The organism is Methylobacterium sp. GC_Met_3 (genome assembly GCF_026540775.1).
GTDB lineage: Bacteria > Pseudomonadota > Alphaproteobacteria > Rhizobiales > Beijerinckiaceae > Methylobacterium.
The window spans coordinates 221925-243364 of sequence record NZ_JALNUL010000006.1; the positions used below are offsets into that span (position 1 = coordinate 221925).

The 21440-nt window shown below is 68.9% G+C and carries 27 protein-coding genes and 1 pseudogene; 14 read left to right on the top strand and 14 right to left on the bottom strand.

Annotation, left to right across the window (positions count from 1 at the left end):
• Nucleotides 1–3 precede the first annotated feature (3 nt).
• Nucleotides 4–219, bottom strand: coding sequence for a hypothetical protein (locus OXS27_RS11430; protein ID WP_243924007.1), 216 nt, complete (start codon nucleotides 217–219; stop codon nucleotides 4–6).
• Between the two features lie 351 nt (nucleotides 220–570).
• Between OXS27_RS11430 and OXS27_RS11435 the strand changes: the two genes are divergently transcribed.
• The 7 genes from OXS27_RS11435 to OXS27_RS11465 all read left to right on the top strand — a co-directional run bounded on the left by OXS27_RS11435 (nucleotide 571) and on the right by OXS27_RS11465 (nucleotide 6654).
• Nucleotides 571–1479, top strand: coding sequence for an ABC transporter substrate-binding protein (locus tag OXS27_RS11435; protein WP_267356314.1), 909 nt, complete (start codon nucleotides 571–573; stop codon nucleotides 1477–1479).
• A gap of 107 nt (nucleotides 1480–1586) precedes the next feature.
• Nucleotides 1587–2804: an ABC transporter permease gene (locus tag OXS27_RS11440; RefSeq protein WP_267356315.1), complete on the top strand. Its 1218-nt coding sequence runs from the start codon at nucleotides 1587–1589 to the stop codon at nucleotides 2802–2804.
• 11 nt (nucleotides 2805–2815) lie between these two features.
• Entirely contained in the window at nucleotides 2816–3748 is a 933-nt protein-coding gene (locus OXS27_RS11445) for an ABC transporter ATP-binding protein (RefSeq protein WP_267356344.1), read from the top strand.
• Complete coding sequence (locus OXS27_RS11450) at nucleotides 3745–4488, top strand: ABC transporter permease (protein WP_267356316.1); 744 nt, start codon at nucleotides 3745–3747, stop codon at nucleotides 4486–4488. Before OXS27_RS11445 ends, OXS27_RS11450 begins: the two co-directional genes overlap by 4 nt.
• Nucleotides 4489–4744: 256 nt before the next feature.
• On the top strand, nucleotides 4745–4963 hold the full coding sequence (locus OXS27_RS11455; RefSeq protein WP_267356317.1) for a hypothetical protein: 219 nt from the start codon (nucleotides 4745–4747) through the stop codon (nucleotides 4961–4963).
• Nucleotides 4964–5609: 646 nt separating this feature from the next.
• Nucleotides 5610–6179, top strand: coding sequence for a hypothetical protein (locus tag OXS27_RS11460; RefSeq protein WP_243923997.1), 570 nt, complete (start codon nucleotides 5610–5612; stop codon nucleotides 6177–6179).
• A 43-nt stretch (nucleotides 6180–6222) separates the two neighbouring features.
• The gene (locus tag OXS27_RS11465; RefSeq protein ID WP_267356318.1) at nucleotides 6223–6654 is read left to right on the top strand and encodes a hypothetical protein; all 432 of its coding nucleotides are present in this window, start codon (nucleotides 6223–6225) and stop codon (nucleotides 6652–6654) included.
• A gap of 9 nt (nucleotides 6655–6663) precedes the next feature.
• On the opposite strand, the gene OXS27_RS11470 is transcribed toward OXS27_RS11465, so the two are convergent.
• The 4 genes from OXS27_RS11470 to catC all read right to left on the bottom strand — a co-directional run bounded on the left by OXS27_RS11470 (nucleotide 6664) and on the right by catC (nucleotide 9600).
• Nucleotides 6664–7911 (bottom strand): ABC transporter substrate-binding protein, encoded by a 1248-nt coding sequence (locus tag OXS27_RS11470; protein ID WP_267356319.1) that lies wholly within the window; start codon nucleotides 7909–7911, stop codon nucleotides 6664–6666.
• Between the two features lie 290 nt (nucleotides 7912–8201).
• Entirely contained in the window at nucleotides 8202–8993 is a 792-nt protein-coding gene (pcaD, locus tag OXS27_RS11475) for a 3-oxoadipate enol-lactonase (RefSeq protein ID WP_267356320.1), read from the bottom strand.
• A gap of 13 nt (nucleotides 8994–9006) precedes the next feature.
• Nucleotides 9007–9303, bottom strand: a complete 297-nt coding sequence (locus OXS27_RS11480; RefSeq protein WP_267356321.1) for a YciI family protein — start codon at nucleotides 9301–9303, stop codon at nucleotides 9007–9009.
• Nucleotides 9304–9315: 12 nt separating this feature from the next.
• On the bottom strand, nucleotides 9316–9600 hold the full coding sequence (gene catC, locus OXS27_RS11485; protein WP_243921817.1) for a muconolactone Delta-isomerase: 285 nt from the start codon (nucleotides 9598–9600) through the stop codon (nucleotides 9316–9318).
• Between the two features lie 215 nt (nucleotides 9601–9815).
• Here catC and OXS27_RS11490 point away from each other — a divergent pair, with 215 nt between their 5' ends.
• Entirely contained in the window at nucleotides 9816–10871 is a 1056-nt protein-coding gene (locus OXS27_RS11490) for an enoyl-CoA hydratase/isomerase family protein (RefSeq protein WP_267356322.1), read from the top strand.
• Nucleotides 10872–11070: 199 nt separating this feature from the next.
• Here the strand turns inward: OXS27_RS11490 and OXS27_RS11495 are convergent, their stop codons facing one another.
• The 4 genes from OXS27_RS11495 to OXS27_RS11510 form a co-directional block, all read right to left on the bottom strand.
• Nucleotides 11071–11367, bottom strand: a complete 297-nt coding sequence (locus OXS27_RS11495) for a hypothetical protein (protein ID WP_267356323.1) — start codon at nucleotides 11365–11367, stop codon at nucleotides 11071–11073.
• 157 nt (nucleotides 11368–11524) lie between these two features.
• Nucleotides 11525–11785: a hypothetical protein gene (locus tag OXS27_RS11500; RefSeq protein WP_267356324.1), complete on the bottom strand. Its 261-nt coding sequence runs from the start codon at nucleotides 11783–11785 to the stop codon at nucleotides 11525–11527.
• Nucleotides 11786–11899: 114 nt separating this feature from the next.
• Complete coding sequence (locus OXS27_RS11505; protein ID WP_243921809.1) at nucleotides 11900–12298, bottom strand: cupin domain-containing protein; 399 nt, start codon at nucleotides 12296–12298, stop codon at nucleotides 11900–11902.
• A 191-nt stretch (nucleotides 12299–12489) separates the two neighbouring features.
• Entirely contained in the window at nucleotides 12490–12858 is a 369-nt protein-coding gene (locus OXS27_RS11510) for a hypothetical protein (protein ID WP_267356325.1), read from the bottom strand.
• A 310-nt stretch (nucleotides 12859–13168) separates the two neighbouring features.
• On the opposite strand from OXS27_RS11510, the gene OXS27_RS11515 reads away from it, so the two are divergent.
• A complete protein-coding gene (locus OXS27_RS11515) occupies nucleotides 13169–13609 on the top strand; it encodes a MucR family transcriptional regulator (protein ID WP_267356326.1) in 441 nt (146 codons plus the stop codon).
• Nucleotides 13610–13703: 94 nt separating this feature from the next.
• Nucleotides 13704–14129 (top strand): GFA family protein, encoded by a 426-nt coding sequence (locus OXS27_RS11520; RefSeq protein WP_243921803.1) that lies wholly within the window; start codon nucleotides 13704–13706, stop codon nucleotides 14127–14129.
• A gap of 13 nt (nucleotides 14130–14142) precedes the next feature.
• On the opposite strand, the pseudogene OXS27_RS11525 reads toward OXS27_RS11520, so the two are convergent.
• From OXS27_RS11525 to OXS27_RS11535, 3 genes and pseudogenes are all read right to left on the bottom strand, one after another.
• Nucleotides 14143–14348, bottom strand: a pseudogene (locus OXS27_RS11525) (putative sulfate exporter family transporter); the annotation flags it as partial.
• Nucleotides 14349–14367: 19 nt separating this feature from the next.
• On the bottom strand, nucleotides 14368–14829 hold the full coding sequence (locus OXS27_RS11530) for a YeeE/YedE family protein (RefSeq protein ID WP_243921801.1): 462 nt from the start codon (nucleotides 14827–14829) through the stop codon (nucleotides 14368–14370).
• Nucleotides 14826–15236 carry a YeeE/YedE thiosulfate transporter family protein gene (locus tag OXS27_RS11535; RefSeq protein ID WP_243921800.1) on the bottom strand — a complete coding sequence of 137 codons (411 nt, stop codon included), beginning with the start codon at nucleotides 15234–15236 and terminating at the stop codon, nucleotides 14826–14828. The genes OXS27_RS11530 and OXS27_RS11535 overlap by 4 nt, the downstream gene beginning before the upstream one ends.
• Before the next feature lie 271 nt (nucleotides 15237–15507).
• On the opposite strand from OXS27_RS11535, the gene OXS27_RS11540 reads away from it, so the two are divergent.
• From OXS27_RS11540 to OXS27_RS11555, 4 genes are all read left to right on the top strand, one after another.
• On the top strand, nucleotides 15508–15714 hold the full coding sequence (locus OXS27_RS11540; protein ID WP_243921798.1) for a hypothetical protein: 207 nt from the start codon (nucleotides 15508–15510) through the stop codon (nucleotides 15712–15714).
• A 13-nt stretch (nucleotides 15715–15727) separates the two neighbouring features.
• The gene (gene cysE / locus OXS27_RS11545) at nucleotides 15728–16573 is read left to right on the top strand and encodes a serine O-acetyltransferase (RefSeq protein WP_243921796.1); all 846 of its coding nucleotides are present in this window, start codon (nucleotides 15728–15730) and stop codon (nucleotides 16571–16573) included.
• A gap of 417 nt (nucleotides 16574–16990) precedes the next feature.
• On the top strand, nucleotides 16991–18382 hold the full coding sequence (locus OXS27_RS11550) for a family 2B encapsulin nanocompartment shell protein (RefSeq protein ID WP_267356327.1): 1392 nt from the start codon (nucleotides 16991–16993) through the stop codon (nucleotides 18380–18382).
• The gene (locus tag OXS27_RS11555; RefSeq protein WP_267356328.1) at nucleotides 18369–20282 is read left to right on the top strand and encodes a family 2A encapsulin nanocompartment cargo protein cysteine desulfurase; all 1914 of its coding nucleotides are present in this window, start codon (nucleotides 18369–18371) and stop codon (nucleotides 20280–20282) included. Before OXS27_RS11550 ends, OXS27_RS11555 begins: the two co-directional genes overlap by 14 nt.
• A 33-nt stretch (nucleotides 20283–20315) precedes the next feature.
• On the opposite strand, the gene OXS27_RS11560 is transcribed toward OXS27_RS11555, so the two are convergent.
• Both OXS27_RS11560 and OXS27_RS11565 read right to left on the bottom strand, forming a co-directional pair.
• Complete coding sequence (locus OXS27_RS11560) at nucleotides 20316–20975, bottom strand: carboxymuconolactone decarboxylase family protein (RefSeq protein WP_346732995.1); 660 nt, start codon at nucleotides 20973–20975, stop codon at nucleotides 20316–20318.
• Between the two features lie 232 nt (nucleotides 20976–21207).
• Nucleotides 21208–21440, bottom strand: a 233-nt coding sequence (locus OXS27_RS11565) for a tyrosine-type recombinase/integrase (protein WP_267356330.1), incomplete at its 5' end; no start/stop codon positions are given.

The following is a 21440-nucleotide window of genomic DNA, read 5'->3' on the forward strand; positions in this document are numbered from 1 at the left end:
CCTTCACGCCTGTGGCCACGTGTAGATCTCGTGCACGGTGCCCGCGGCGCGGAACCAATGCACCCGCGTGGCCGGGTTGAACCCGTGATCCCGGTACGAGGTGGCGATCACCGACACGAGGGAGGCCGCCAGGGAGCGGTCTTGGATGTCATAGGCCAGGAGTTGCGGCGTACGCCCGTCGTCATGGGCAAGATCACGGACGAAGATCGAATACGACATGTGTCAGACTCGGCTCCACCTGGAACAACCTATACGTGCATATATCGCCTGGATCGCTTGGGTTCAGTGCAAGTTCGTGTCAAGGTTAAGCGGTCTTAACTAGATTTTGGAGACTTGATGGAGTCTTCACGAACCAGCGCGCTTCAGGCCGGCCGATACGACCCGGCCGCGCGATCCGGCTCGGTTAGCTGAAGCAGGGTCAGCATCAGCTTCATCGCCGCTGCAGCGGCGACGCGGTCACCTTGGGAAGAGCAGGTGAACGGGATCGCGCGATGTTTCTGCCACGGGGTCGTGTACCGTGATCCGGCCCGGTGCCGATCCTGGGCGGCGCGGACTGGGGAATCCGGATCGATGGGCAAGCGGATCCTGGCCGGACTCGTCGCGCTGCTGATCGGTCTGGCGACCGCGCAGGCAGCGCCCGTCGTGGTCAGTTCCAAGCTCGACACGGAGGGCGGGGTTCTCGGTGCCATCATCCTGCAGGCGCTCGGAGCCAGGGGCATCCCGACGGTGGATAAGACCCAGCTCGGGTCGACATTGATCGTCCGCCAGGCCCTGCTGGAGGGCCAGATCGACATCTACCCGGAATACACCGGCAACGCGGCGTTCTTCTTCGGACGGCAGGATCTCCCGGTCTGGAAGGACGCACAGGCCGCCTACGAGACCGCCCGGCGCCTCGACCGCGAGGCCAACGACTTCGTCTGGCTGGCGCCCGCCTCGGCCAACAACACCTGGGCGATCGCGGTGCGCGACGACATCGCCAAGGCGAACGCCCTCGGGACGATGAGCGATTTCGGCCGCTACGTGGCCGGTGGCGGTCCGATCAAGCTCGCCGCCTCATCGGAATTCGTCTCCGCGCCCGCCGCGCTCCCGGCCTTCGGCCGGACCTACGGCTTCGGCCTCAGGCCGGACCAGCTCGTCATCCTGGCCGGCGGGGACACCGCCGCCACGATCGCGGCGGCGGCGCGGGGCACCTCCGGAACCAACGCCGCCATGGTGTTCGGGACCGATGGCAGCCTCGCCGCCGCCCGCCTCATCGTGATGGCGGACGACCGCGGCGTCCAGCCGGTCTACCAGCCGGCACCCGTGGTCCGCGGAGCTGTCCTCAAGGTGCATCCAGAGATCGCGACGGTGCTCGATCCGATCTTCCGCCGGCTCGACCTCGCCACACTGCGCGACCTCAACGGACGGGTTCAGATCGGCGGCGAACCTGCCTCCACGGTGGCGGCGGATTTTTTGAAGGCGGCGGGGTTCGTGCCGTAAGGCGGAGGCGCGCGGTCTGAGCCGAACCGGTTTCCACTTCGGCGGAGCGCACGCTAAGTCCAAGCGACGCGCGGCCACGCTCCTGCGGCCGCGCCCGGAGCCTCGGGATGGGCCAACCCTCTGCAGCCGGCGCGCGCATTGACGCCCATCCGGCCAGCCGGATCGTATCCGGCCTCGATTTCCTGGGCGTGGCCCTCGCGGCTTTGCTGAGCGTGGGCCTCGTCGCGCTGCCACTGATGGTCGTACGGCCGAACCGGATCGCAGAAGGCACCGCGCTGATGGTTTGGTCGGCGCTGCCGGCCGGTCCGGCGCTCGCCCTTCTCTGCGTCTCCGGGCTCGCCACGCCGCTGCTGGCCCTGCGGATCCCCCCGTCCGTGCGGCTTGCCGCGGGCGCGGCCACGCTGCTGCTCCTCGGCCTTGCGGCCGGGTGGGCAGCCGATCACCTGACGCCGCCCGGCGACCGCTACAGCCGGGTCTCGCCGGAGGCCGGCTGGTGGTTGGCCTTCGGTGCCGCCGGCCTCGCCACCGGGGACGGGCTGGCCCGCCTGCGGCCCGGCCCCGGGATGCAGGTCGCGGCGCTGGCGGCCGTCGCGATCCTGGCGGGGCTCGCCCTCCGATCCGGGTTCTGGGACAACCTCTCGGTGATGCGAGAATATGCCGGTCACGCGGATACGTTCGGCCGGGAGGTCCGGACCCATCTCGGCCTCGCCTTCGCGTCGGTGGCGGCGGCCGCCCTGGTCGGGATCCCGGCCGCGATCCTGTCGCGCCCGGTGCCGGCCCTGCGGCGGGCGCTGCTCGCAATTCTCAACGTGGTCCAGACCATCCCCTCCCTGGCGCTGTTCGGGATGCTGATCGCGCCGCTGGCCTGGATCGGCCGGACGATCCCCGGGGCCGCGGAATCGGGGATCGCGGGGATCGGCCCTGCCCCGGCCGTCGTAGCCCTGTTCGCCTACGCGCTTCTGCCCGTGGCGGCCGCGACCGTGGCGGGGCTCGATGCCGTGCCCGCACCGGTGCGCGACGCGGCACGCGGTGTCGGGATGACCAGCCGCCAGCGCCTCCTCCAGGTCGAGCTGCCGCTGGCGCTCCCGGGCCTCCTCACCGGGATCCGTATCGTGCTGGTTCAGAACATCGGCCTTGCGGTGATCGCAGGCCTCGTGGGCGGCGGCGGACTCGGCGTATTCGTCTTTCAGGGCATCAGCCAGAACGCGGGCGACCTCGTCCTGCTCGGGGCGCTGCCGACCGTCGCCCTGGCGAGCAGCGCTGCCGTGCTGTTCGATGCCGCCATCGCGGTGAGCCGCGGCCGGGCGGCGGAAATGCGCCCGTGATGCCTGATCCGATGATCGAGCTCGCCGGGATCAGCCGCGTCTTTGGGGACCGAACAGTCGTGTCCGACGTGAGCCTGCGGGTCGAGGCCGGCGCCGTGCTGACCATCGTGGGCACCTCGGGCTCCGGCAAGACGACCTTGCTGCGGATGATCAACCGTCTCGTCGAGCCGAGCGCCGGCACGGTCCGGATCGCGGGCCGGGATATCCGGGCGGTCGCCCCGCACATCCTGCGCCGGGGGATCGGCTACGCGATCCAGAGCCACGGCCTGTTCCCGCACCGGACCGTGGCGGAGAACATCGCAGTGGTGCCGCGGCTGCTGGGCTGGGACCGTCGGCGGATCGACGCGCGGGTCGACGCGCTGCTCGGCCTGTTCAACCTCGATCCGGCCGCCTACCGGGACCGGCTCCCGGCGGCGCTGTCGGGCGGCGAGCAGCAGCGGATCGGGGTGGCCCGGGCGCTCGCCGCCGAGCCGCCGATCCTGCTGATGGACGAGCCCTTCGGCGCCCTCGATCCGATCATCCGCCGCCAGGCCCAGGCGGATCTGCGGGCGATCCAGAGGCGCACCGGCACCACCATCGTGCTGGTGACCCACGACATGGACGAGGCGCTGCAGCTCGGCGACAGGGTCGCCGTGATGGACCGGGGCCGGCTCGTACAGGAGGCGGATCCGGCGGCGCTGATCGGTGCGCCGGCCACCGCCTTCGTCGGTGCCCTGCTCGGCGGCGGCGACCAGGCCTTCCAGCTCATGGCGCTGCGCCTCGTGGACGATCTCGTGGAGCCCGGCGCGGCGCCAGGTGCACCGATCCCGGTGGGCACCTCGGTGCGCGCGGCTTTGGCCGAGAGCCTGTGGTCGCAGCGCCCGGCCCTGCCGGTCAGCCGCGACGGCGTGCTGCTGGGCCGGGTGACGCGCGCCGCGCTCGAGGCGCAGGGCGCCCGCCCGTGAGCCGTGCGGGATATCTGGCGCATCTCGCGCTGCTGGCGCTGCTCGGCGCCTTCCTGCTCGCGCCGCAGAGCTTCGCGGGCCTGTTGCGCCCCTTCGCCCCTGGCGACACGGCGCCGATCTACACGCAGACCCCGCTGCTGACGCTCACCGTCAACCACCTCCTGCTGGTCGCCGCCGCGACCCTGGCGGCGAGCGTGCTGGCGATCGGCTTCGCGGTCGCGGCGACTCGTCCGGCGGGACGCGACGTCCTGCCCTTCGCCCGGGCGGTGGCCAATCTCGGCCAGACATTTCCGCCGGTGGCCGTGCTGGCGCTCGCCGTGCCGGTCTTCGGGTTCGGGCCGCTGCCGACCCTCGTCGCCCTCGTGCTGTACGGGCTGCTGCCGATCTTCGAGATGACGCTCACCGGTCTCGAAGGCCTCGATCCGGCGCTGATGGAGGCGGCGCGCGGCATGGGGCTGACCGACCGCCAGCGCCTCGTCCAGGTGGAACTGCCGCTCGCGCTGCCGATGATCCTGGCCGGGATCCGGCTCTCGGCCGTCATCGGCCTCGCCACCGCGACGATCGGCTCGACGGTCGCGGCCAGCACGCTCGGCGAGGTCATCATCTCCGGCCTGCTCACGGGCAACACCGCCTATGTCCTGCAGGGCGGGCTTGTCGTCTCAGCGCTGGCGATCCTGATCGACGCAGCTTTCCACATCCTTGAGCAGGGTGCAGCGCAGCGAACTGGATTGCGTTCCTAGAATCGACTATAAGTCCGGCGGGCCCGTACGCGCGGGTCTGGGGCGTGGAACCCCCTGTCTGATGGTTGGTGCCGACCACAACGGCACCCGCACCTTGACCACACGGTCGGGGAGCCTGCGACGTATGTCCAGGCGTTCCGGCGCTAAAGGTCGTAGGGACCGTTCAGACACGGTTTTCCAACTCCCCGACTCGGGATGGTCGAAGGCTTGTTCGCGGGGGCGTACCGCGGACCAAAGCCGGCCGGGAGGACGGGTCATGGCTCCCATCGATCCCGAACTGCGGATGCGCCAGCTCGCCGAGTTGCGCGCGGCCTACAACGCGAGCCCGTGCGCAACGGACGACCACAGCGAGACCCGGACAGCGTGGCATTCGCGGGTGCTGCTGGGGCGGATCCTCGTCGTCCTGAGCGACTCGGACAGCGGCGCCGGTGCGCGGGAGACACGGCCGGGCGGCAAGGCCTGCGCCGACCTATGAGATTCCCATCCGTCGCGCGCCGGCTCACGCAGCCAGCTGCGCGGTGACGAGCCCGCTGCTATTCCAGGCCTCGGCAATGCCGTCCACCAGCTCGGCGCCGGGCTTCCGCTGAACGGCCCCGGTGGGTGCGGCGGGGGGTCGCAGTGAGGACGGCGCACCTGGGTGGGCTGCTCTCTGCCGAGTTGCTTCAACCCGGCCAGGCGCCTTAGATTCGTGACGACGCTGGATCGCGCAACTCACAGCCAAGTCGTCCGTGATGGTTCGATGAAATTTTCGAATTTTCCGTTACAGGATCGCGCGCTTTATCTTTATTTGTAATGTAAATTGTTCGCATAAAATTCCGTTTCCATCTTGTGAAGGACATTCGCAATTTGGAACCCGGTTGGTATTTTGCACTAAACGGATGACAGAACATCTCGAGAGATCATAAACAGAAATCAATGACGCTGATCGCTTCGGTGTCGCCTACAATGGCGCCCTCCTGTCATGCGCGACACCGCCAATCGAATACAATATCTCTGCGGAACGCTTGAATGAATATCGCGCTGAGATCAATATTTACTCGGCGCCGACGATTCGGCCGGCCTGAGTTGGACACTCGGACCGAAGTCGACCCGTCTTGCATGCGTCAGACTGGGAGGTCGTCATGATGGGCAAAGAATTTGCGTTCGCATCACCCGCGACATGTTCGGCGGCGGCATTCGGCCTGCTGCTCCTCGGCTCCACAACGGCCGGCGCCGACGACATGCCGCGGCAGGGTGATTTCCGGATCACCTACACGTCGACCGTGCTGGCCGCGCCGAAGCCCGTCACCATCGGCGAGAACCGCGTGGCCTCGGCCTCGATCGCCATGATGACCGCGGTCAACGAATCCGGTGGCAAGCTCCTGCACAACATGGCCGGGCGCTGCACCTCCGCGCCGACGATCGACAACGGCGCCAAAACCCTGGAGAACCACGGCTATTGCGACTACGTCGATGCCGACGGCGACCACGTGTTCGAGAAGTGGGACTACCCGCTCCAGCCGTTCGCGGCGGTGAACGAGGGAACCGGCCAGTGGATCGGCGGCACCGGCAAGTTCGCGGGCCTGTCCGGCACGATGACGATCCGCTCGCGCCGGCTGAACACCCTGACGGACGGCGCCGTCCAAGTGGTGGGTGAGAAGCTCGGCAGCTACAGCTTTACCGGCACGGTCGCGAGCGCCAAGCCGGATTGAGAACCGGCGGGACGGCGGGCGATCCGGGCGCTATACGCGCCCGATGACGCCCGCCGACCGAGACAGGTTCGAGAAGTGCCTCGCACTGGCCGCACAGGGCGCGACCATGGGCGAGCGCGCCGCCGCGCAGGCTGCCGCCGCGCGTATCGCTGCGGGCGCCGGCCTGACCCTCGCCGAGGCGATGCGCGCGGCCCGTCCCACGCGGGTGGAGTCGCCGCCGCGTCCGCCGCCCCGGCGCGCCTACGCCTGGGCTCAGCCGAAGGAGCCGGTGAAACCCATCACGGTCGAGGAATTGCTGCGCCAGAAGGCCGAGACCGAGGAATGGCGCAAGCGCGCGGCGGCCCGGGCCAAGCGCCAGAGTCGGCAGGCGCAGCCGGATCAGGACGCCTACGCGGCCGAGCAGCGCGCCCGGCAGGCCGAGCGCGACCGCGCCTGGGCGCAGGCCCGGGCTAAGGCAGCGCCCGACGATGCGTAGGCCCCGGCCTCACTTCTTCACGCGGCTGCAGGTGCTCTCCGATAGGGGCTGGAACGCCTGCTCGCCCGGGATGGTCTTCAGGATTTTATAGAAATCCCACGGCCCCTTGGAGTCCGCGGGCGTCTTCACCTGCGCCAAGTACATGTCGTGGACCATCCGGCCATCGACGCGCAGGGTCGCGTTGCGGGCGAAGAAGTCCTGGATCGGCAGTTCGCGCATCTTGGCCATGACTTTGAGCCCGTCATCCGTCCCGGCCGCCTCGGCGGCCTTGAGGAAGTGGAGCACGGCCGAGTAATCACCGGCCTGCACCATGGTGGGCATCCGGCCGCCCATCCGCTCGCCGAAGCGTCGGGCGAAGGCCCGGGTCTGGTCGTCCATGTCCCAGTAGAACCCGGTCGTCAGGATCATGCCCTGGGCGTCCTTGAGGCCGACGGAGTGGATGTCGGTCAGGAAGATGTTGAGGCCGCCCAGCGTCTGGCCGCCCTGCGGGATGCCGAACTCGCTCGCCTGCTTGATGGTGTTGATCGTATCAGCCCCGGCATTGGCTATGCCGATGATCTTCGCGCCCGACCCTTGAGCCTGCAGCAGGTAGGACGAGAAATCGGGATTGGGGAACGGGTGCTTGACCGAGCCGAGCACCTGGCCGCCCTTCGCCGTCACGACGCGGGTGACCTGCTTCTCCAGATCGTGCCCGAACGTGTAGTCGGCGGTGATGAAGAACCACGTGTTCTTGGGGTCGTCCGCCAGCGCGGTGGCGGTGCCGGCCGCCAGCGAATAGGTGTCCCAGGTCCAGTGCGCCCCGGTCGGCGAGCAGGCGGCGTTGGTCAGCGCCATGGAGCCGGCGCCGGAATTGATGTCGATCTTGCCCTTGGCGCGGGCGACCTCGCGGACGGCCAGGCCCGCCACCGAGGAATTGGTGTCGAAGATCGCGTCGACGCCCTCGGTGTCGAACCAGCGGCGGGCGATCGCGGAGGCGATATCGGCCTTGTTCTGATGGTCGGCGAAGATCAGCTCGACCTTGCGGCCGTTGATCGGGCGGCCGAAATCCTCCACGGCGAGCTGCGCCGCCGTCACCGAGTCCCGCCCGGCGAGGTCCGAATAGCCGCCCGACATGTCGGTCAGCACGCCGATCTTGATGCCGTCATCGGCGTATTGGGCGCGGGCCGGCGCGGCGGTGAGGTAGGCCGCGAAGGCGGTCGTCACCAGGGTCGCGCCCCCGCGAAGGGCCAACTTCCGCCGCGAAATCTGATCAGCCATAGATTTCCTCCCCAATCGTTGGTTGTTTTTAATTTTGTTGATGCCGCGCATCGTCCCGGTCGCGGAGCGCCACAGGACCGACAGCGCCCCTGACCCAGATGATCCCACTCCCCCCTCATCCTGAGGTGCCGGAGCGGAGCGGAGGCCTCGAAGGAGCCCTCCAGAAGCCGCTGCGATCCCTGGAGCCCTCCTTCGAGGCCCGCTGCCGCGGGCGCCTCAGGATGAGGGGGTGGGTTGGATGGCCGTTCTCAATGGGCCTCCTGTCTGGACCATCGCGATCGAATACGGCTCTACGACGCGCGCGTTTCGCCGAAGAACCCGATCAGGGCCTCGTTGAAGCGCTCGATATCCTCGAGATTTGTCAGGTGCGCGCCGCTGAGCTCGCGATACTGCGCGCCGGGGATGTGGTCCGCCAGGAAGCGGCCTTCCGCCGGCGGCGTCGCGAGGTCGTGCATCCCGGCGATCACCAGCGTCGGCACGGGGATCCGCGGAAGGTCGGCGCGGAAATCGGCGTCGCGCACCGCCAGGCAGGCCGCCGCGTAGCCCTCCGACGCCGTGGCAGCCAGCGTCCGCCGCAGGCTGGCCGCCAGCTCGGGTTGGGCGGCCGCGTAGCCCGCCGTCAGCCAGCGCGAGGCCACCGCATCGGCGATGCTGCCGACGCCGTTCGCGCTAACCGCCTCGACCCGGCTGGTCCAGTTCTCAGGCGGTCCGATATACGCGGCCGTGTTGCACAGGGCGAGGCGCGCCAGCCGCTCCGGATGGTTCAGGGCGAGCCACTGCCCGGTCAGGCCACCCATCGACACGCCGGCGAAATGCACCCGCTTCAGGCCAAGGTGATCCAAGAGGCCGACCACGTCCCGGCCGAGTTGGGCGATCGTATAGGGTCCGGGCGTCACCTCCGACTGGCCGTGGCCGCGTGTGTCGTAGCGGATCAGGTGGAAGTGGCGCGCCAGGGGCTCGACCTGCGGCGCCCACATGTCCAGCGACGCACCCAGCGAGTTGGACAGCACGAGCGCGGGGTTCGCGGGATCGCCATCCGCCTTGTAGTGCAACCGCACGCCATCGAGTTCGGCGAAAGCCATATGCGCCCCTCCCTCAGAGATAGCTTCTGCCGTCGAGATAGGCCTTGCGCCAGCGCTTGATCTCGACGCGCGCGAACAGGCCCACCGTGTAGAACGGATCCGCCTGGATCAGCGCCTCGGCCTCGGCGCGGGTCTCGACATCGACGACATAGAGGCCGCCGCCCGCATCGCTGCCGTCGTCGTTCAGCTTGGCGCCGCAGGCCAGGAGGCTGTCCTTGATCCGGTCGAGATAGGCCAGATGCTCGGCGCGGTGTGCCTTGCGGATCTCGAGGCTGCCGGGCTTGTCGAAGGTCTCGATGATGAAGGGCATGGTTTCGACCTGTCAGTTGGCCGCGATGGCTGAGGGATGCTGGGCCAGCGGCGTGACGTGGATCGTCATGTACGGGTAGAGCGGCAGCGCCGTCAGGATGTCGTGCAGTGCGTCATTCCCGGCGACATCGAAGACGCTGTAATTCGCGTATTGCCCGGCGATCCGCCACAGGTGCCGCCACGTGCCGTCCTGCTGCAGTTTCTGCGAGAAGGCCTTCTCCTCGGCTTTCAGACGGTCCGCCTCCGCCTTCGGCAGGGTGGCGGGGATGTCGACCTGCATGTGGACCATGTAGAGCATTACGTCTGTCCTATGCCGACCGGATGTCCGTGCGGGCCGCGACGCTTATCATCCCGAGGCAGGCTGTCGATGCTGTCGCAGCGCGGCTTGAGCGCGGGATCGGCGACGGTCGGGGGCGTTTGTTCGCCATTCCGCCCCGTCGTTGCGGCCATCCGGATGCCAGCCTATTCAGCCGCCCCATAAACCGAAGCTCACAAGGGTGGATGCGTCCGACGATGACGGCACAGGCGACCAATGAGGTGGTGTTCGAGGCGCGCGGCGCCCTCGGCCTCGTCACGCTCAGCCGGCCCAAGGCCCTGAACGCGCTGACGCTCGGCATGATCCGGGCGATGCAGGCCCAGCTCCACGATTGGAAGGCCGACGACCGCGTGACGCGCGTAGTCGTGCAGGGCAGCGGCGGACGGGCCTTCTGCGCGGGCGGCGATGTCCGACGCATCTACGAGGCCGCCAAGGCCGGGCAGACGGAGGCGATGTTCGAGATCTGGCGCGGCGAGTACGAACTCGTCGCCGCGATGGCCCGCTACCCCAAGCCGATCGTCGCGCTGGTCGACGGCATCGTCATGGGCGGCGGGGTCGGCATCTCGGTGCACGGGCCGTACCGGGTCGCGTCCGAATCCTACGCCTTCGCGATGCCGGAGGTCGGGATCGGCTTCGTCCCGGATGTTGGCACCACCGCGCTCCTGCCGCGTCTGGCGGGTCGCAGCGGCACCTACCTGGCGCTGACCGGATCGAAGATCGGCGCGGGCGACGCCCTCGCCCTCGGGCTGGCGACCCATGCGGCGCGCGCCACCGACTTCCCGGCGATCCTGGACGCGTTGGCGGAAGGCGGCCCGATCGAGCCGGCCCTGGCCGCCCACGCCGCGCCTCCGCCGCCGACCGGGCCGGTGATCCGGGAGGCTGCCCTGATCGAAGCATGCTTCTCGGCTAAGAGCGTCCCGGCGATCCTGGCGCGACTCGACGCGGTCCAAGGGTCGGCGTTCGCCGCAGAAGCGGCCCGCACCCTCCGCAGCCGGTCGCCGACCAGCCTCTGCCTCGCCTTCGAGCAGATGCGGCGCGGGGCCGATCTGGACGTGATCGCGGCCATCCGAACGGAGTACCGGCTGGTGACGCACATCATGCGGGGGCACGATTTCTACGAGGGCGTGCGCGCGGTGCTGGTCGAGAAGGACAACCGGCCCGCTTGGCAGCCAGCCACACTCGACGCCGTCGACCCGGACGCCATCCGGGAGGCCTTCGAGCCGCCAGAGGAACCGGAGCCGAGCTTCATCTGAGGCGTGTCGACCACCCGCCGCGCGCCCTGCCCCTCCGCAGATGCTCGCAGATTCAGATATCGGAGACCAATCGCCGCCGTCCCAGAGAGTATGGCCGGGTCCAAGGTGAGAGTTGCTGGATGCAGGTCAGCGGCTCGGCGGACGTCACCGGAAGGGCCGCCAGAGCCAAGGCGGTGCTGTGCGGGATCAGGACCCGCGTTCACCGCCGTGTCGGGCGCGCGTGCCGGACCCTCCGATGGGGCCGGCGATGGGCCCGGGGCGGCGGCGCGACTGTCGGCGCCGCGGCGGGCGGCGGTGCGGCGACCCCATCATGGGCCGCGATCACCCGACGGGCTTCCTCGACGCTCATGTCGCAGGCGCTCGTCATCCCCTGCAACGCCCCGAGGGCGCGATTGTATTCGGGGAGATTGGTGCATCCGGGAACGCCCCAGGCCCAGGCCGGAGCCGCACCCATCGTCGCCAGCGCCAAGCCGGCCAGACCCATCCTGAACGACACGTCCGTCCTCCCGCGGCCGGGGCCCGAATCCCCGGATCCCACCGCGTGCCAAGCGACGAGTCCTGCGATCGGTTCACCCAGCCCGCCCGCGATGCGGCGTTTTTCCAGCACACAGATGCGGAAGGCGTCCGTGCGGCAGCCGGTGGAGGGCCGACGTTCAGGCGGCCTGAAGCAGCGTGCGGGGCTGGGAAAACACGAACTCGCGCTTGTAGAAGTATACGCCACCGTTCCGCATGGCCTTATTGGCGTCGTCCACGTCGAAGCCGAACGGTCGGTCCCGTGCGGTGTCGATGCAGGTCACGTAACGCCACTGCACGCCGTCAATCATCCGGGGGATCGGCTGATCCTGACGAACGGCGCAGAAAAGCTGGCCATCGGAGGACTTGGCGAAAATATAGAAGGTCTTCCGCGCGCACATCAGAACCTCCAAAGCCCTTTGGGGTGTATCCATGACGCAACAATCAAGTTTAAAACTGATTCGACGGCAATAGTCAAGCTTCTGCCACAATCTCGCCACCGATCGGGCAGCGGCTCACTCGGCAGCCTCCTGGAGGGGCTTGCCGTTGTCGACGACGGATACCGACAGGATCTTCACGGTCCTGTCGCCGACCACCGTGTAGCCGGCATGGGGGACGCCGCGCCGGTTGATGCCGCGCTCGCCGGCCGGCCGCTCCTTCGGCGCCTGTCCCAGCACCTGCGCGAGGCCGCCCTCCAGCAGGTAGTAGGCTTCCTCGCCGTTGTGAAAATGCCGGCGCGAGGTCGCCCCCGGCGGGATCTCGACCAGCTGCATGACGATCTCGCGGCTCTCATCACCCGAGACTGGCTGACGACCGAGCTCGGTCCGCTTGACCTCCTGAGCTGCGGCTGCACCTGCGATGACCAGGGCGCCCGCCGCAATCAGGTATCTCCCAGCCGATGGGCGGCGCGCCATGTCGTTCTCCCGGATCTTGTCTGTTTCCAAAAGTATGACATCGCCTGCTCCGACCGAGAATAGCTGGCCATGACGTTGCATTACAGTCTTGCTGCTCGCTTCACCCCAGCCGGTTCCAGCGCGAAGCTCTCGGCGCTCGTTGTGACGCGCTCGCTCGCGGCGAACCGGTGTCCACTTCGGCGGAGCGTGATCTAAAGGCAACCGATACGCCGCAGGGCGCCAATCAGCTTGCGGCCGACCCGGTAGCCGTTGAGGGATTCGGATCCGAGGATCTGAACGGTCTCGGTCTCGGCAGTCCGGCCGTAGAGGAACAGGTGGAAGCTCGGCGCCGCCTGTTCCGGCGGCGTCGCGCTGACCTGACCGCAGAACGCGATGTCGTGGCCGGTCTCGCCCGGCATCGGTCTGACCTTTCGGAACCGGACGCGGGGCGCATCCGGGAACTGGGCGGCGACCCTGGCGCGCATCCCCGTTTCGAACGGCGCCCCGAATTCGGGCGCGTCCGGGGCGATCAGCCCGAGCGTGTCCTGCCCGCGGACGGCGGACGGCGCGAGCAGCAGCACGAGGAGCGGTGCGACCCGCAGGCCGGCGCGTCCCGCCCCCGCCAGGGCACGGTTCGAGGCCCATGGTTGAGACCAACACGCGGCCGGCTCTCCGGCCTGTCGATGCGAGGACAGGGGATCCGCTCCCTGAAGAGACTTCGCACTGCACGAAGATTGTATTGAATCACGAAGCCCGATCGAGAGAAAGCGGCCGACACTGCGGCGCGCCGACCCGTGCCCCGCGCAACGCGGGACCGCACCGGCCGCCTCCCCACGTTGACTCCGCATAATGTATGAGTATTGCCGTTTGTATGCGTTTTGACGGGAGATCATGATGAATCGGCAGGATGCAAATCCGTCTCAACCCGATTTCCGGCGCGCGATAGATGACTTCGCGGTGCGCGTCGTCGCGGCGTATCTCTCGCGCAATGCCGTTGCGCCGACCGGCCTGCCGCAGATCCTGACCAGCGTACACGCCGCACTGATGGCACTCGTGCCACCGGCCGATAGCCTGCCGGCGCCCGTCCGGCCGACGCCGGCCGAGATCCGCAATTCGGTCCAGCGGGACGGCCTGATCAGCTTCATCGACGGCCGCGCCTACAAGACCCTGAAACGCCACCTCAAGGCTAACGGCCTGACGCCCGAGCGGTACCGCGCGCGCTACAGCCTCCCGAGCGATTACCCGATGGCGGCCCCCGGTTACGCCGCGCGGCGCGCGGAGATCGCGCGGGCGATCCAGTTCGGTCACGAGCCGGCCCGAACCCACACGTGAGGCCACCTCACAGAACGCGTGCGAATCCCTGAATTGTCCGGTCCCCGCCACGGCGATACGCTCGGTCCGGGGGGAGAGGACGGGTTTGGGCGACATGGACGCAGAGACGGACCTGCATGCCGGCCGGTGCCATTGCGGCGCGGTGCGGTTCGACGTGGCGCTCAGCGACGGCTTCCGATCGATCCGGCGCTGCACCTGCTCGTACTGCCGCATGCGCGGCGCCGTCGTGGCGATGGCGGAGGCGGGCGGGATCCGGATCCGGCAGGGCGCGGAGGTGCTGACGAGCTACCGCTTCCACACCGGCGCCGCAGAGCACTTCTTCTGTTCCCGCTGCGGGATCTACACGCACCATCAGCGGCGCTCGGACAGCACGCTCTACGCGGTCAACGTGGCCTGCCTGAAGGGTGTCAGCCCGTTCGATTTCCCCACCGTACCCGTGATGGACGGCGTCAACCACACGAACGACACCGGCCAGCCGACGCGCCGCGCGGGGACACTGCGCTACGAGCCCGCCGATTGATCCTGCGCCACGCTCAGCCGATCCCGAAGCGGCGGATGAGCAGGACCGCGATCGCCAGGAGCACGAGGAGCAAGGCGGTGACCGCCAGCGTCACCCGGCCGCCGACCCGGGTCAGGACGCGAACATCGCCCCGAGGCCCAGCGCGGCCATCGAGACGATCGCGAGGAAGCCGGCGATCCGGGCGACCGCGCCGTCCGGGACCAAGCCCAGCGAACGCAAGGGGTCAAGCCGCCGCCGGCTAGCGCAGCGACGTCCTGTGCCGCGCAGGCGCCCAGGCCAGATCGTGCGCCGCCATGCCGATCAGCATGGCAACCACGAATACCAGGACCGGCGCCGCACCGGTCGAGAGTCCGGCTATAGCTGGTCCCGGGCAGAAGCCCGACAGGCCCCAGCCGACCCCGAACAGGGCGGCCCCGAGCACCAGCGGCGGATCGATCCGCCGCGCCGTCGGCAGGTCGAAGGTCTCGGCGAGTACCGGGCGCCGGAATCGGCGGGACAGGGCGTAGCCGAGGGCCGACACGCTCACCGCCCCGCCGAGCACGAAGACGAGGCTCGGATCCCAGGCGCCTCCGACATCGAGGAAGCCGCGCACGCGGGCGGGGTCGAGCATGCCCGACAGGGACAGGCCGAGCCCGAACAGCAGGCCGGCGGCGAGCGCCGCCAAGGCATGCGTCGCGACGGAACGCGCCGCGCCGCTCACGACGCCACCCGCATCATCGCCACCGTCAGCATGCCGGTGGCGAGGAAGACCAGCACCGCCACGATCGAGCGCGGCGACAGCCGGGCGAGCCCGCAGACCCCGTGCCCGGAGGTGCAGCCGGAGCCGAGCCGGGTGCCGAAGCCGACCAGCAGCCCGGCCAGCGCCAGGACCGGCCATCCGGCGGCGATCCGCATCGCCGGCCAATGCCCCGCCAGCAGGGCGAAGACCGGCGGCCCGAGGACGAGCCCAATCAGAAAGGCGGCATCCGCGCGCCATCGCGCGCCCGGTCGCGTAAGTCCGGCCACCAACCCGCTGATCCCGGCGATGCGGCCGTTGAGCAGAAACAGCATCGCGGCGGACAGGCCGATCAGCAGGCCGCCCCCGAGGGCCGGAAGATACGCGTCCATTGTTGAGAATCCCGGTGTCTCTGGCGTCGGGATATCGCCGGGCCGCCTCTGGAACAAGCCTTGCCAAACGGCGTTGGATCGATAATTATCAAGCGATAACAATGGCTTAGCGAATAACATGCTCTACTTCGGGCAAGTCGCGAACGAAATCGTCTCCGCCGAGCCGGAGGACGCAGAAGGCCTTTCCTCGGGAGGGACTCCGCTCCCCCCCGCCAAGGCCGAAGCCAGGAATCACGACCGGGCACCCGGACCCGGCAGCAAGGAGGACCGGATGCCGGCAGCAGCGATCAGGCGGGGGGATCAGGTGGTGTTCGAGCGCCTGGACCTCGCGGAGGCCCTGGGGATCTGGCGGCACGCCAGGGGCCGAATCGTCCGCATCCACGGTCGGGACGGGCGCTCGGGCACCGTCGATGTCGCGTTCGACGGCCATGCCGTCCTGGAACGCTATCTGCCGGACTTGTTCCGGCGGGTGCACTGATCGGCCAGCCCCCGTGACCGCACGCGCCATCCTGCAGCCGCCCCTGCGGGCGATCAGCCACAGCACCGAAGAGGCGGAGGTCTGGGCGGAGCTGCGCGCGGAGGCTATGGCCGCCCTGATCGAGGAACCGCTCTACGCAGGGCTGATCCAGGCGACGATTCTCGACCAGCGCAGCCTCGCCCAGGCGCTGGCCTACCGCCTCGCCCACCGGCTCGGCGATGGCGACCTCTCGCGTCTGTCGATGCGCGACCTCTGCCTCAAGGCGTTCGAGGCGGATTCCCGAGCGAGCGCCCACGCGGTGCGCGACCTGGTGGCCATCCGCGAGCGCGACCCGACCTGCCGGCGCTACCTGGACCCTTTCCTGTTCTACAAAGGCTTCGCCGCGCTCGAAGGCTACCGGGTCGGTCACTGGCTGTGGCACCAGGGACGGGCGACCCTGGCGCTGCACGTCCAGAGCCGCATCTCCGAGGTGTTCGGCTGCGACATCCACCCGGCGGCCCGAATCGGTTCGGGGGTGTTCATCGACCACGCCACCGGGGTGGTGATCGGCGAGACCACGGTGGTGGCCGACGACGTATCGATCCTCCAGTCGGTCACGCTCGGCGGCAACGGCAAGGAGAGTGGCGACCGGCATCCCAAAATCGAGCGCGGGGTCCTGCTCAGCGTCGGCGCGAAGGTGCTGGGCAATGTCCGCGTCGGCGAAGGGGCCAAGATCGCCGCCGCCGCGGTCGTGCTGGCAGACGTGCCCGCGCACACGACGGTCGCGGGCGTGCCGGCCCGGGTCGTCTCGCGCCTCCGCGCCGATGAAGAGCCGGCGCTCAGCATGGATCAGTCGTTCGGCTTCGGTGACGGGATCTGATCCGTCCAGAAAAATCCTTCTTTTGAAACGTTGTCCTCAGGTTGCTCCGGCGCGCGCCGGACAACAGAGAATGAATTTCTTTGCTCTCCGATTTTTCTTCACTTGCATTCTCCTTTCCGGACGAACGAGAGGCCATCATCCCATCGAGCAAGGTAAAATAGGAATTCTCTTCCGTTGACCATCGAGCCATCCGAGTCGTACTCAAGCGTTGCTGGTTCTGCAGCAGGCCGATTCAGTCAAAATAGCGACGCAACATTTCAGGCTTACACCGAAAAATTTGATTCATTGGACCGTATCCTGCTCGAAAGCTGATCCGGCCCTTACGAAATCCTGCGCCCGGCCCGTTTCGACGACGCGGCCGCCCGCCGATGCGCGGGCCGATGGGGCGCGCCCGCAACCAGACGGAGACAACGAACGATGAGCGGACCGGGTTTGAGCGTCAGCGCCACAGCGGCACGCAATCTTGCGACGGCCACCGTCACGTCGGTCCAGAACGCGGCCAACACGCCGCGTTGGCTCCTGCGGCTTCTACCCTTCGTGGACGTGGCCGGCGGCGTCTACCGCGTCAACCGGCGGGCCGTCGTGCTGGCCAAGCCCGGCCGGGTCGAGCTCACCGCCGAGGAGAACGGCCGGGTGATCCGCTCCGGCTCGCTCCGCTCCGTGCCCCTGTTCAGCCGGCTGGGCGATGCCGAACTCGCGACGCTCGCGGGCAAGTTCAAGGAGAGCCGGCACCAGGCCGGTGAGGTGATCCATCAGGAGGGCGCCGCCGAGCGCAGCCTCACCGTGGTGGCGGACGGCACGGTCGAGCTGACGCTGTCGGGCCCCTACTCGGGCCGCCTGCGCCAGGGCCTGGCCACGAAGGGCGATTATTTCGGCGATGCCGGACTCGCCGGTGAGAAGGCCCCCGCCCCGGCCGTGAAGGCCCTGTCGGCTGTGACGCTCCTGACCCTCGACGCCGCCGCGGTGGAGAGCGAGGAGATCCGCTCCAAGATCGCCCAGTATCAGGAGGAGCGCGAGCGCCTGAAGGGCCACTCCAACGCCTACGGTGAGCAGGGTATAGAGCTCCTAGCGGTCCATACCGGCGAGCCGCGCCTGCCGACGACCTTCGTGGACTACCAAGTCGATCCGCGCGAATACCACCTCTCGACCATCCAGACGATCCTCAACACCCACACCCGGGTCACGGATCTCTACTCCAACGAGATCGACCAGCTGCGCGAGCAGATCCGCCTGACGGTCGATGCCGTGAAGGAGCGCGAGGAGTGGGAGTTGCTGAACAACGCGCAGTTCGGCCTGCTGGGCGAGGTCGGCCCGCGCCAGCGCATCCCGACCCGCGGCGGCCCGCCCACCCCGGACGACCTCGACGAACTGCTGACGCTGGTCTGGAAGAAGCCTGCCTTCTTCGTGGCCCATCCCCGCGCGATCGCGGCCTTCGGCCGGGAGGCGACCCGCCGCGGCGTCCCGCCGGTGGTGGTGCACCTGTTCGGCGCGCCGTTCATCACGTGGCGCGGCGTGCCGCTGGTGCCGAGCGACAAGCTGCCGATCGACATCGACCCGGTGACCGGCGCCCAGACCACCTCGATCCTGCTCCTGCGCGTCGGCGAGGGCGAGCAGGGCGTGGTCGGCCTGCAGAAGTCCGGCGTGACCGGCGAGATCGAGCCCGGCCTGTCGGTGCGCTACATGGGCACCAACGACCATTCCATCGCCTCGCACCTCGTGACCCGGTACTTCTCGGCCGCCGTGCTGGTCGAGGACGCGATCGCCCGCCTCGATAACGTGCTGCTGGGCAACTACCATGACTACGCCTGAGGTGCCGGCGATCGGCATCCCCACGGGGAACGTGGGCGATCTCGCCCACGCGGATCTCGTCGGGCGTCTCGCCCGCGAGATCTACGGCCAGGGGCAGGCCGCGAGCCAGCCCTTCGCCCCCACGATCCCGGCAGGGCCCCAGGCGCCTCAGGCTCTGGAAGGCCTGCCGCAGGGCTTCGGCGGCGCCAAGCTGCCGAGCGCCTCGGTGGGAACCCCCTCGGCTCCGGCCGGGGGGCTTCCCGCGGGCTTCCAGCCTGAGGTCTCGGGCCTGGGCGCGCGCTCCTTCGGGGCGCCGCCGGTCGGCGTGCCGGGCCTTTCCGGCCCGACGCTTCCGAATCTCGCACCCGCGAGCCCGGCCTTCGCCGATGTGGCGGCGATCCCGCCGATCCACCCGGCGAGCCCGCGTTCCGTCCTGCCGGACTTCTCCTTCCCCGGCGGTCCGGAGCTGCACCGGCAGATCGCCGCGGACCATCCCCGCGCCAACGCCTTCGCGCACGCGCTGGCCCCGCATCTCGTCCCGGCCGCGCCGACGCAGACCGGCGTGGATGAGGCCCCGGTGGGCGACTACTACTTCCTGAACTTCGGAGCCCCGGCCCGCCGCGCTCCGGCGAGCCCCCGGGTGGAACCCACCCGCCATCCCGGCCCCGCGCCGCGGCTGACGGCGCAGGGATCGAGCCCGGTGGCGGCGCCGTTCGACGTGGAGCATGTCCGCCGGGATTTCCCGGCCCTGCACCAGAGCGTCAACGGCCATCCGCTGGTCTGGCTCGACAACGCCGCCACCACCCACAAGCCCCAGGCCGTGATCGACGCGACGAGCGAATTTTACGGCCGGCACAACTCGAACATCCACCGGGCCGCCCACACCCTGGCGGCGCGCTCGACGGACCTGTTCGAGGGCGGCCGGGAAGCGGTGCGCCGCTTCATCAACGCGCCCACGAAGGACGACATCGTCTTCCTGCGCGGGACCACGGAGGCGATCAACCTCGTGGCCGCCTCGTTCGGCGGGGCTAATATCGGGCCGGGCGACGAGATCATCGTCTCGACCATCGAGCACCACGCCAATATCGTCCCCTGGCAGTTGCTGGCGCAGCGCACCGGGGCGACGCTCCGGGTGATCCCGGTCAACGACCGGGGCGAGATCATCTTCGAGCAATACGCAGCCCTGCTCTCGGGGCGGACGAAGATCGTTTCGGTGACGCATGTCGCCAACGCGCTGGGCACCGTGAACCCGATCCGGGAGATCATCGCGCTGGCCCATGCCTACGGCGTGCCGGTGCTGGTCGATGCGGCGCAATCCTCGCCGCACATGCCGCTCGACGTGCAGGCGCTCGATGCCGATTTCCTGGTCTTCTCGGGCCACAAGGTGTTCGGGCCGACGGGGATCGGCGCGCTCTACGGCAAGACCGCCCTGCTCGAAGCGATGCCACCCTGGCAGGGCGGCGGCCATATGATCGAGGACGTCACCTTCGCCCGGACGCTCTACAAGGGCGCCCCGGAGAAGTTCGAGGCCGGTACCCCGGACATCGCGGGTGCGGTCGGCCTCGGCGCGGCGCTGGACTATCTGGAGAGCATCGGCCTGCCGGCGATCGCCGCCTACGAGCACGACTTGCTGGAGTACGCGCAGGGCGGTCTGGCCGAGGTGAAGGGCCTGCGCCTGATCGGCACGGCGCACGAGAAGGCGAGCGTGATGTCCTTCGTGATCGAGGGGCAGGAGAACCAGGCGGTGGCCCACCACCTCGACGCGCACGGCATCGCGGTGCGCTCGGGCCATCACTGCGCGCTGCCGGCCCTGCGCCGGTTCGGCGTCGACCAGTCGGTGCGGGCTTCGCTCGCCTTCTACAACACCCGCGCGGAGGTGGACGTCTTCCTGAAGGCGCTTCACACCCTGCCGCGGCACTGAGCCGAAGCGCGCCGGTCCCAGGGGCCGGCGCGCCTATCGCTCCCCGGGCTTGAACGGCGGTTCCTTGCCGGGCGGCCCGCCCTCCTCGGCCATGCTCAGAAGCATGGCGACCGTCACGTAGGTACCGCTCAGCGCAGTCAGGTCGACCACGCCCTGCTCGCCCAATACCGCCTTGGCCCGCGCGAAAGTCTCGTCCGAGATCGCGTGCTGCGTGGAGAGCTCCATGCAGAAATCGTACACGGCGGTTTCGTCCGGCTTCATGCCCTCCGGTCGCTTGTTCGCTTTGAGGTCGGCCGCGACCTGCTCGGAGAGGCCGGCTTTGATGGCCAGCGGATAATGGGCGAACCACTCTACCTGCGAGCGCCAGAGCCGCCCCTGGATCAGGATGGCGAACTCGTTCAGCCGCGTCGGCACGGAGGTGTGCCAGCGCAGATAGTCGAGCAGGTCGTACATCCGCTGCGCCATCTCGGGGCTGCGAATCATCGGGTTGTAGGGGCCGGCCAGCCCGACGCTCGAGACCTTGAGGATCTTCTCGCCGACCGGGCGTTGCGCAGGCGTGAGCTGCTCCAGGGTCAGTTGCGGAAAGCGCGGCGGGTGCGCGACCGCCTCACGCGTCCCCTGCGCCGCCAGCCAGCCCCCGCCTGCCGCGAGGACGGCCACAGCCGCACTGCCCCAGATCCCGAGCCTGCCCATTGTCGATCCCTCCGCCATGCGGGCGCGCGTCTCCGCGCCTCTGCACCGGCAATGTCGGCGGGTCTGATGCCGGGGTCCAGCGGTTTCGAGGGGGTTCGCGATGCCGTCGCAGCGCTTGCCCGACCGGGCACACTGGCCAGGATCGATCCGGCGGGCGAAGGGTTGGCGACCCCGGTAGGGCTCGAACCTACGACCTGCCGCTTAGAAGCATCCCGCTCGACATATCGTCAACCTACTGCTGCATTTCACTTTTTCGGTCGGAGACCATAACGTCTCGGGACTTTTCTCGGGATTTTGTGCGACGGGCCATGTTGTCGGCCGATGTCTCCATCATCGCGTTGCGTAGGTCGTCGAGATCGGCGTGAGCATACTTTTCAGTCACGCTGAGCGAGGAGTGATTGAGGAGCTTCTGCACGAGCTTCAGGTTCTTCGTCGCTCGAAGCGTGCGAGTCGCGCAGGTGTGGT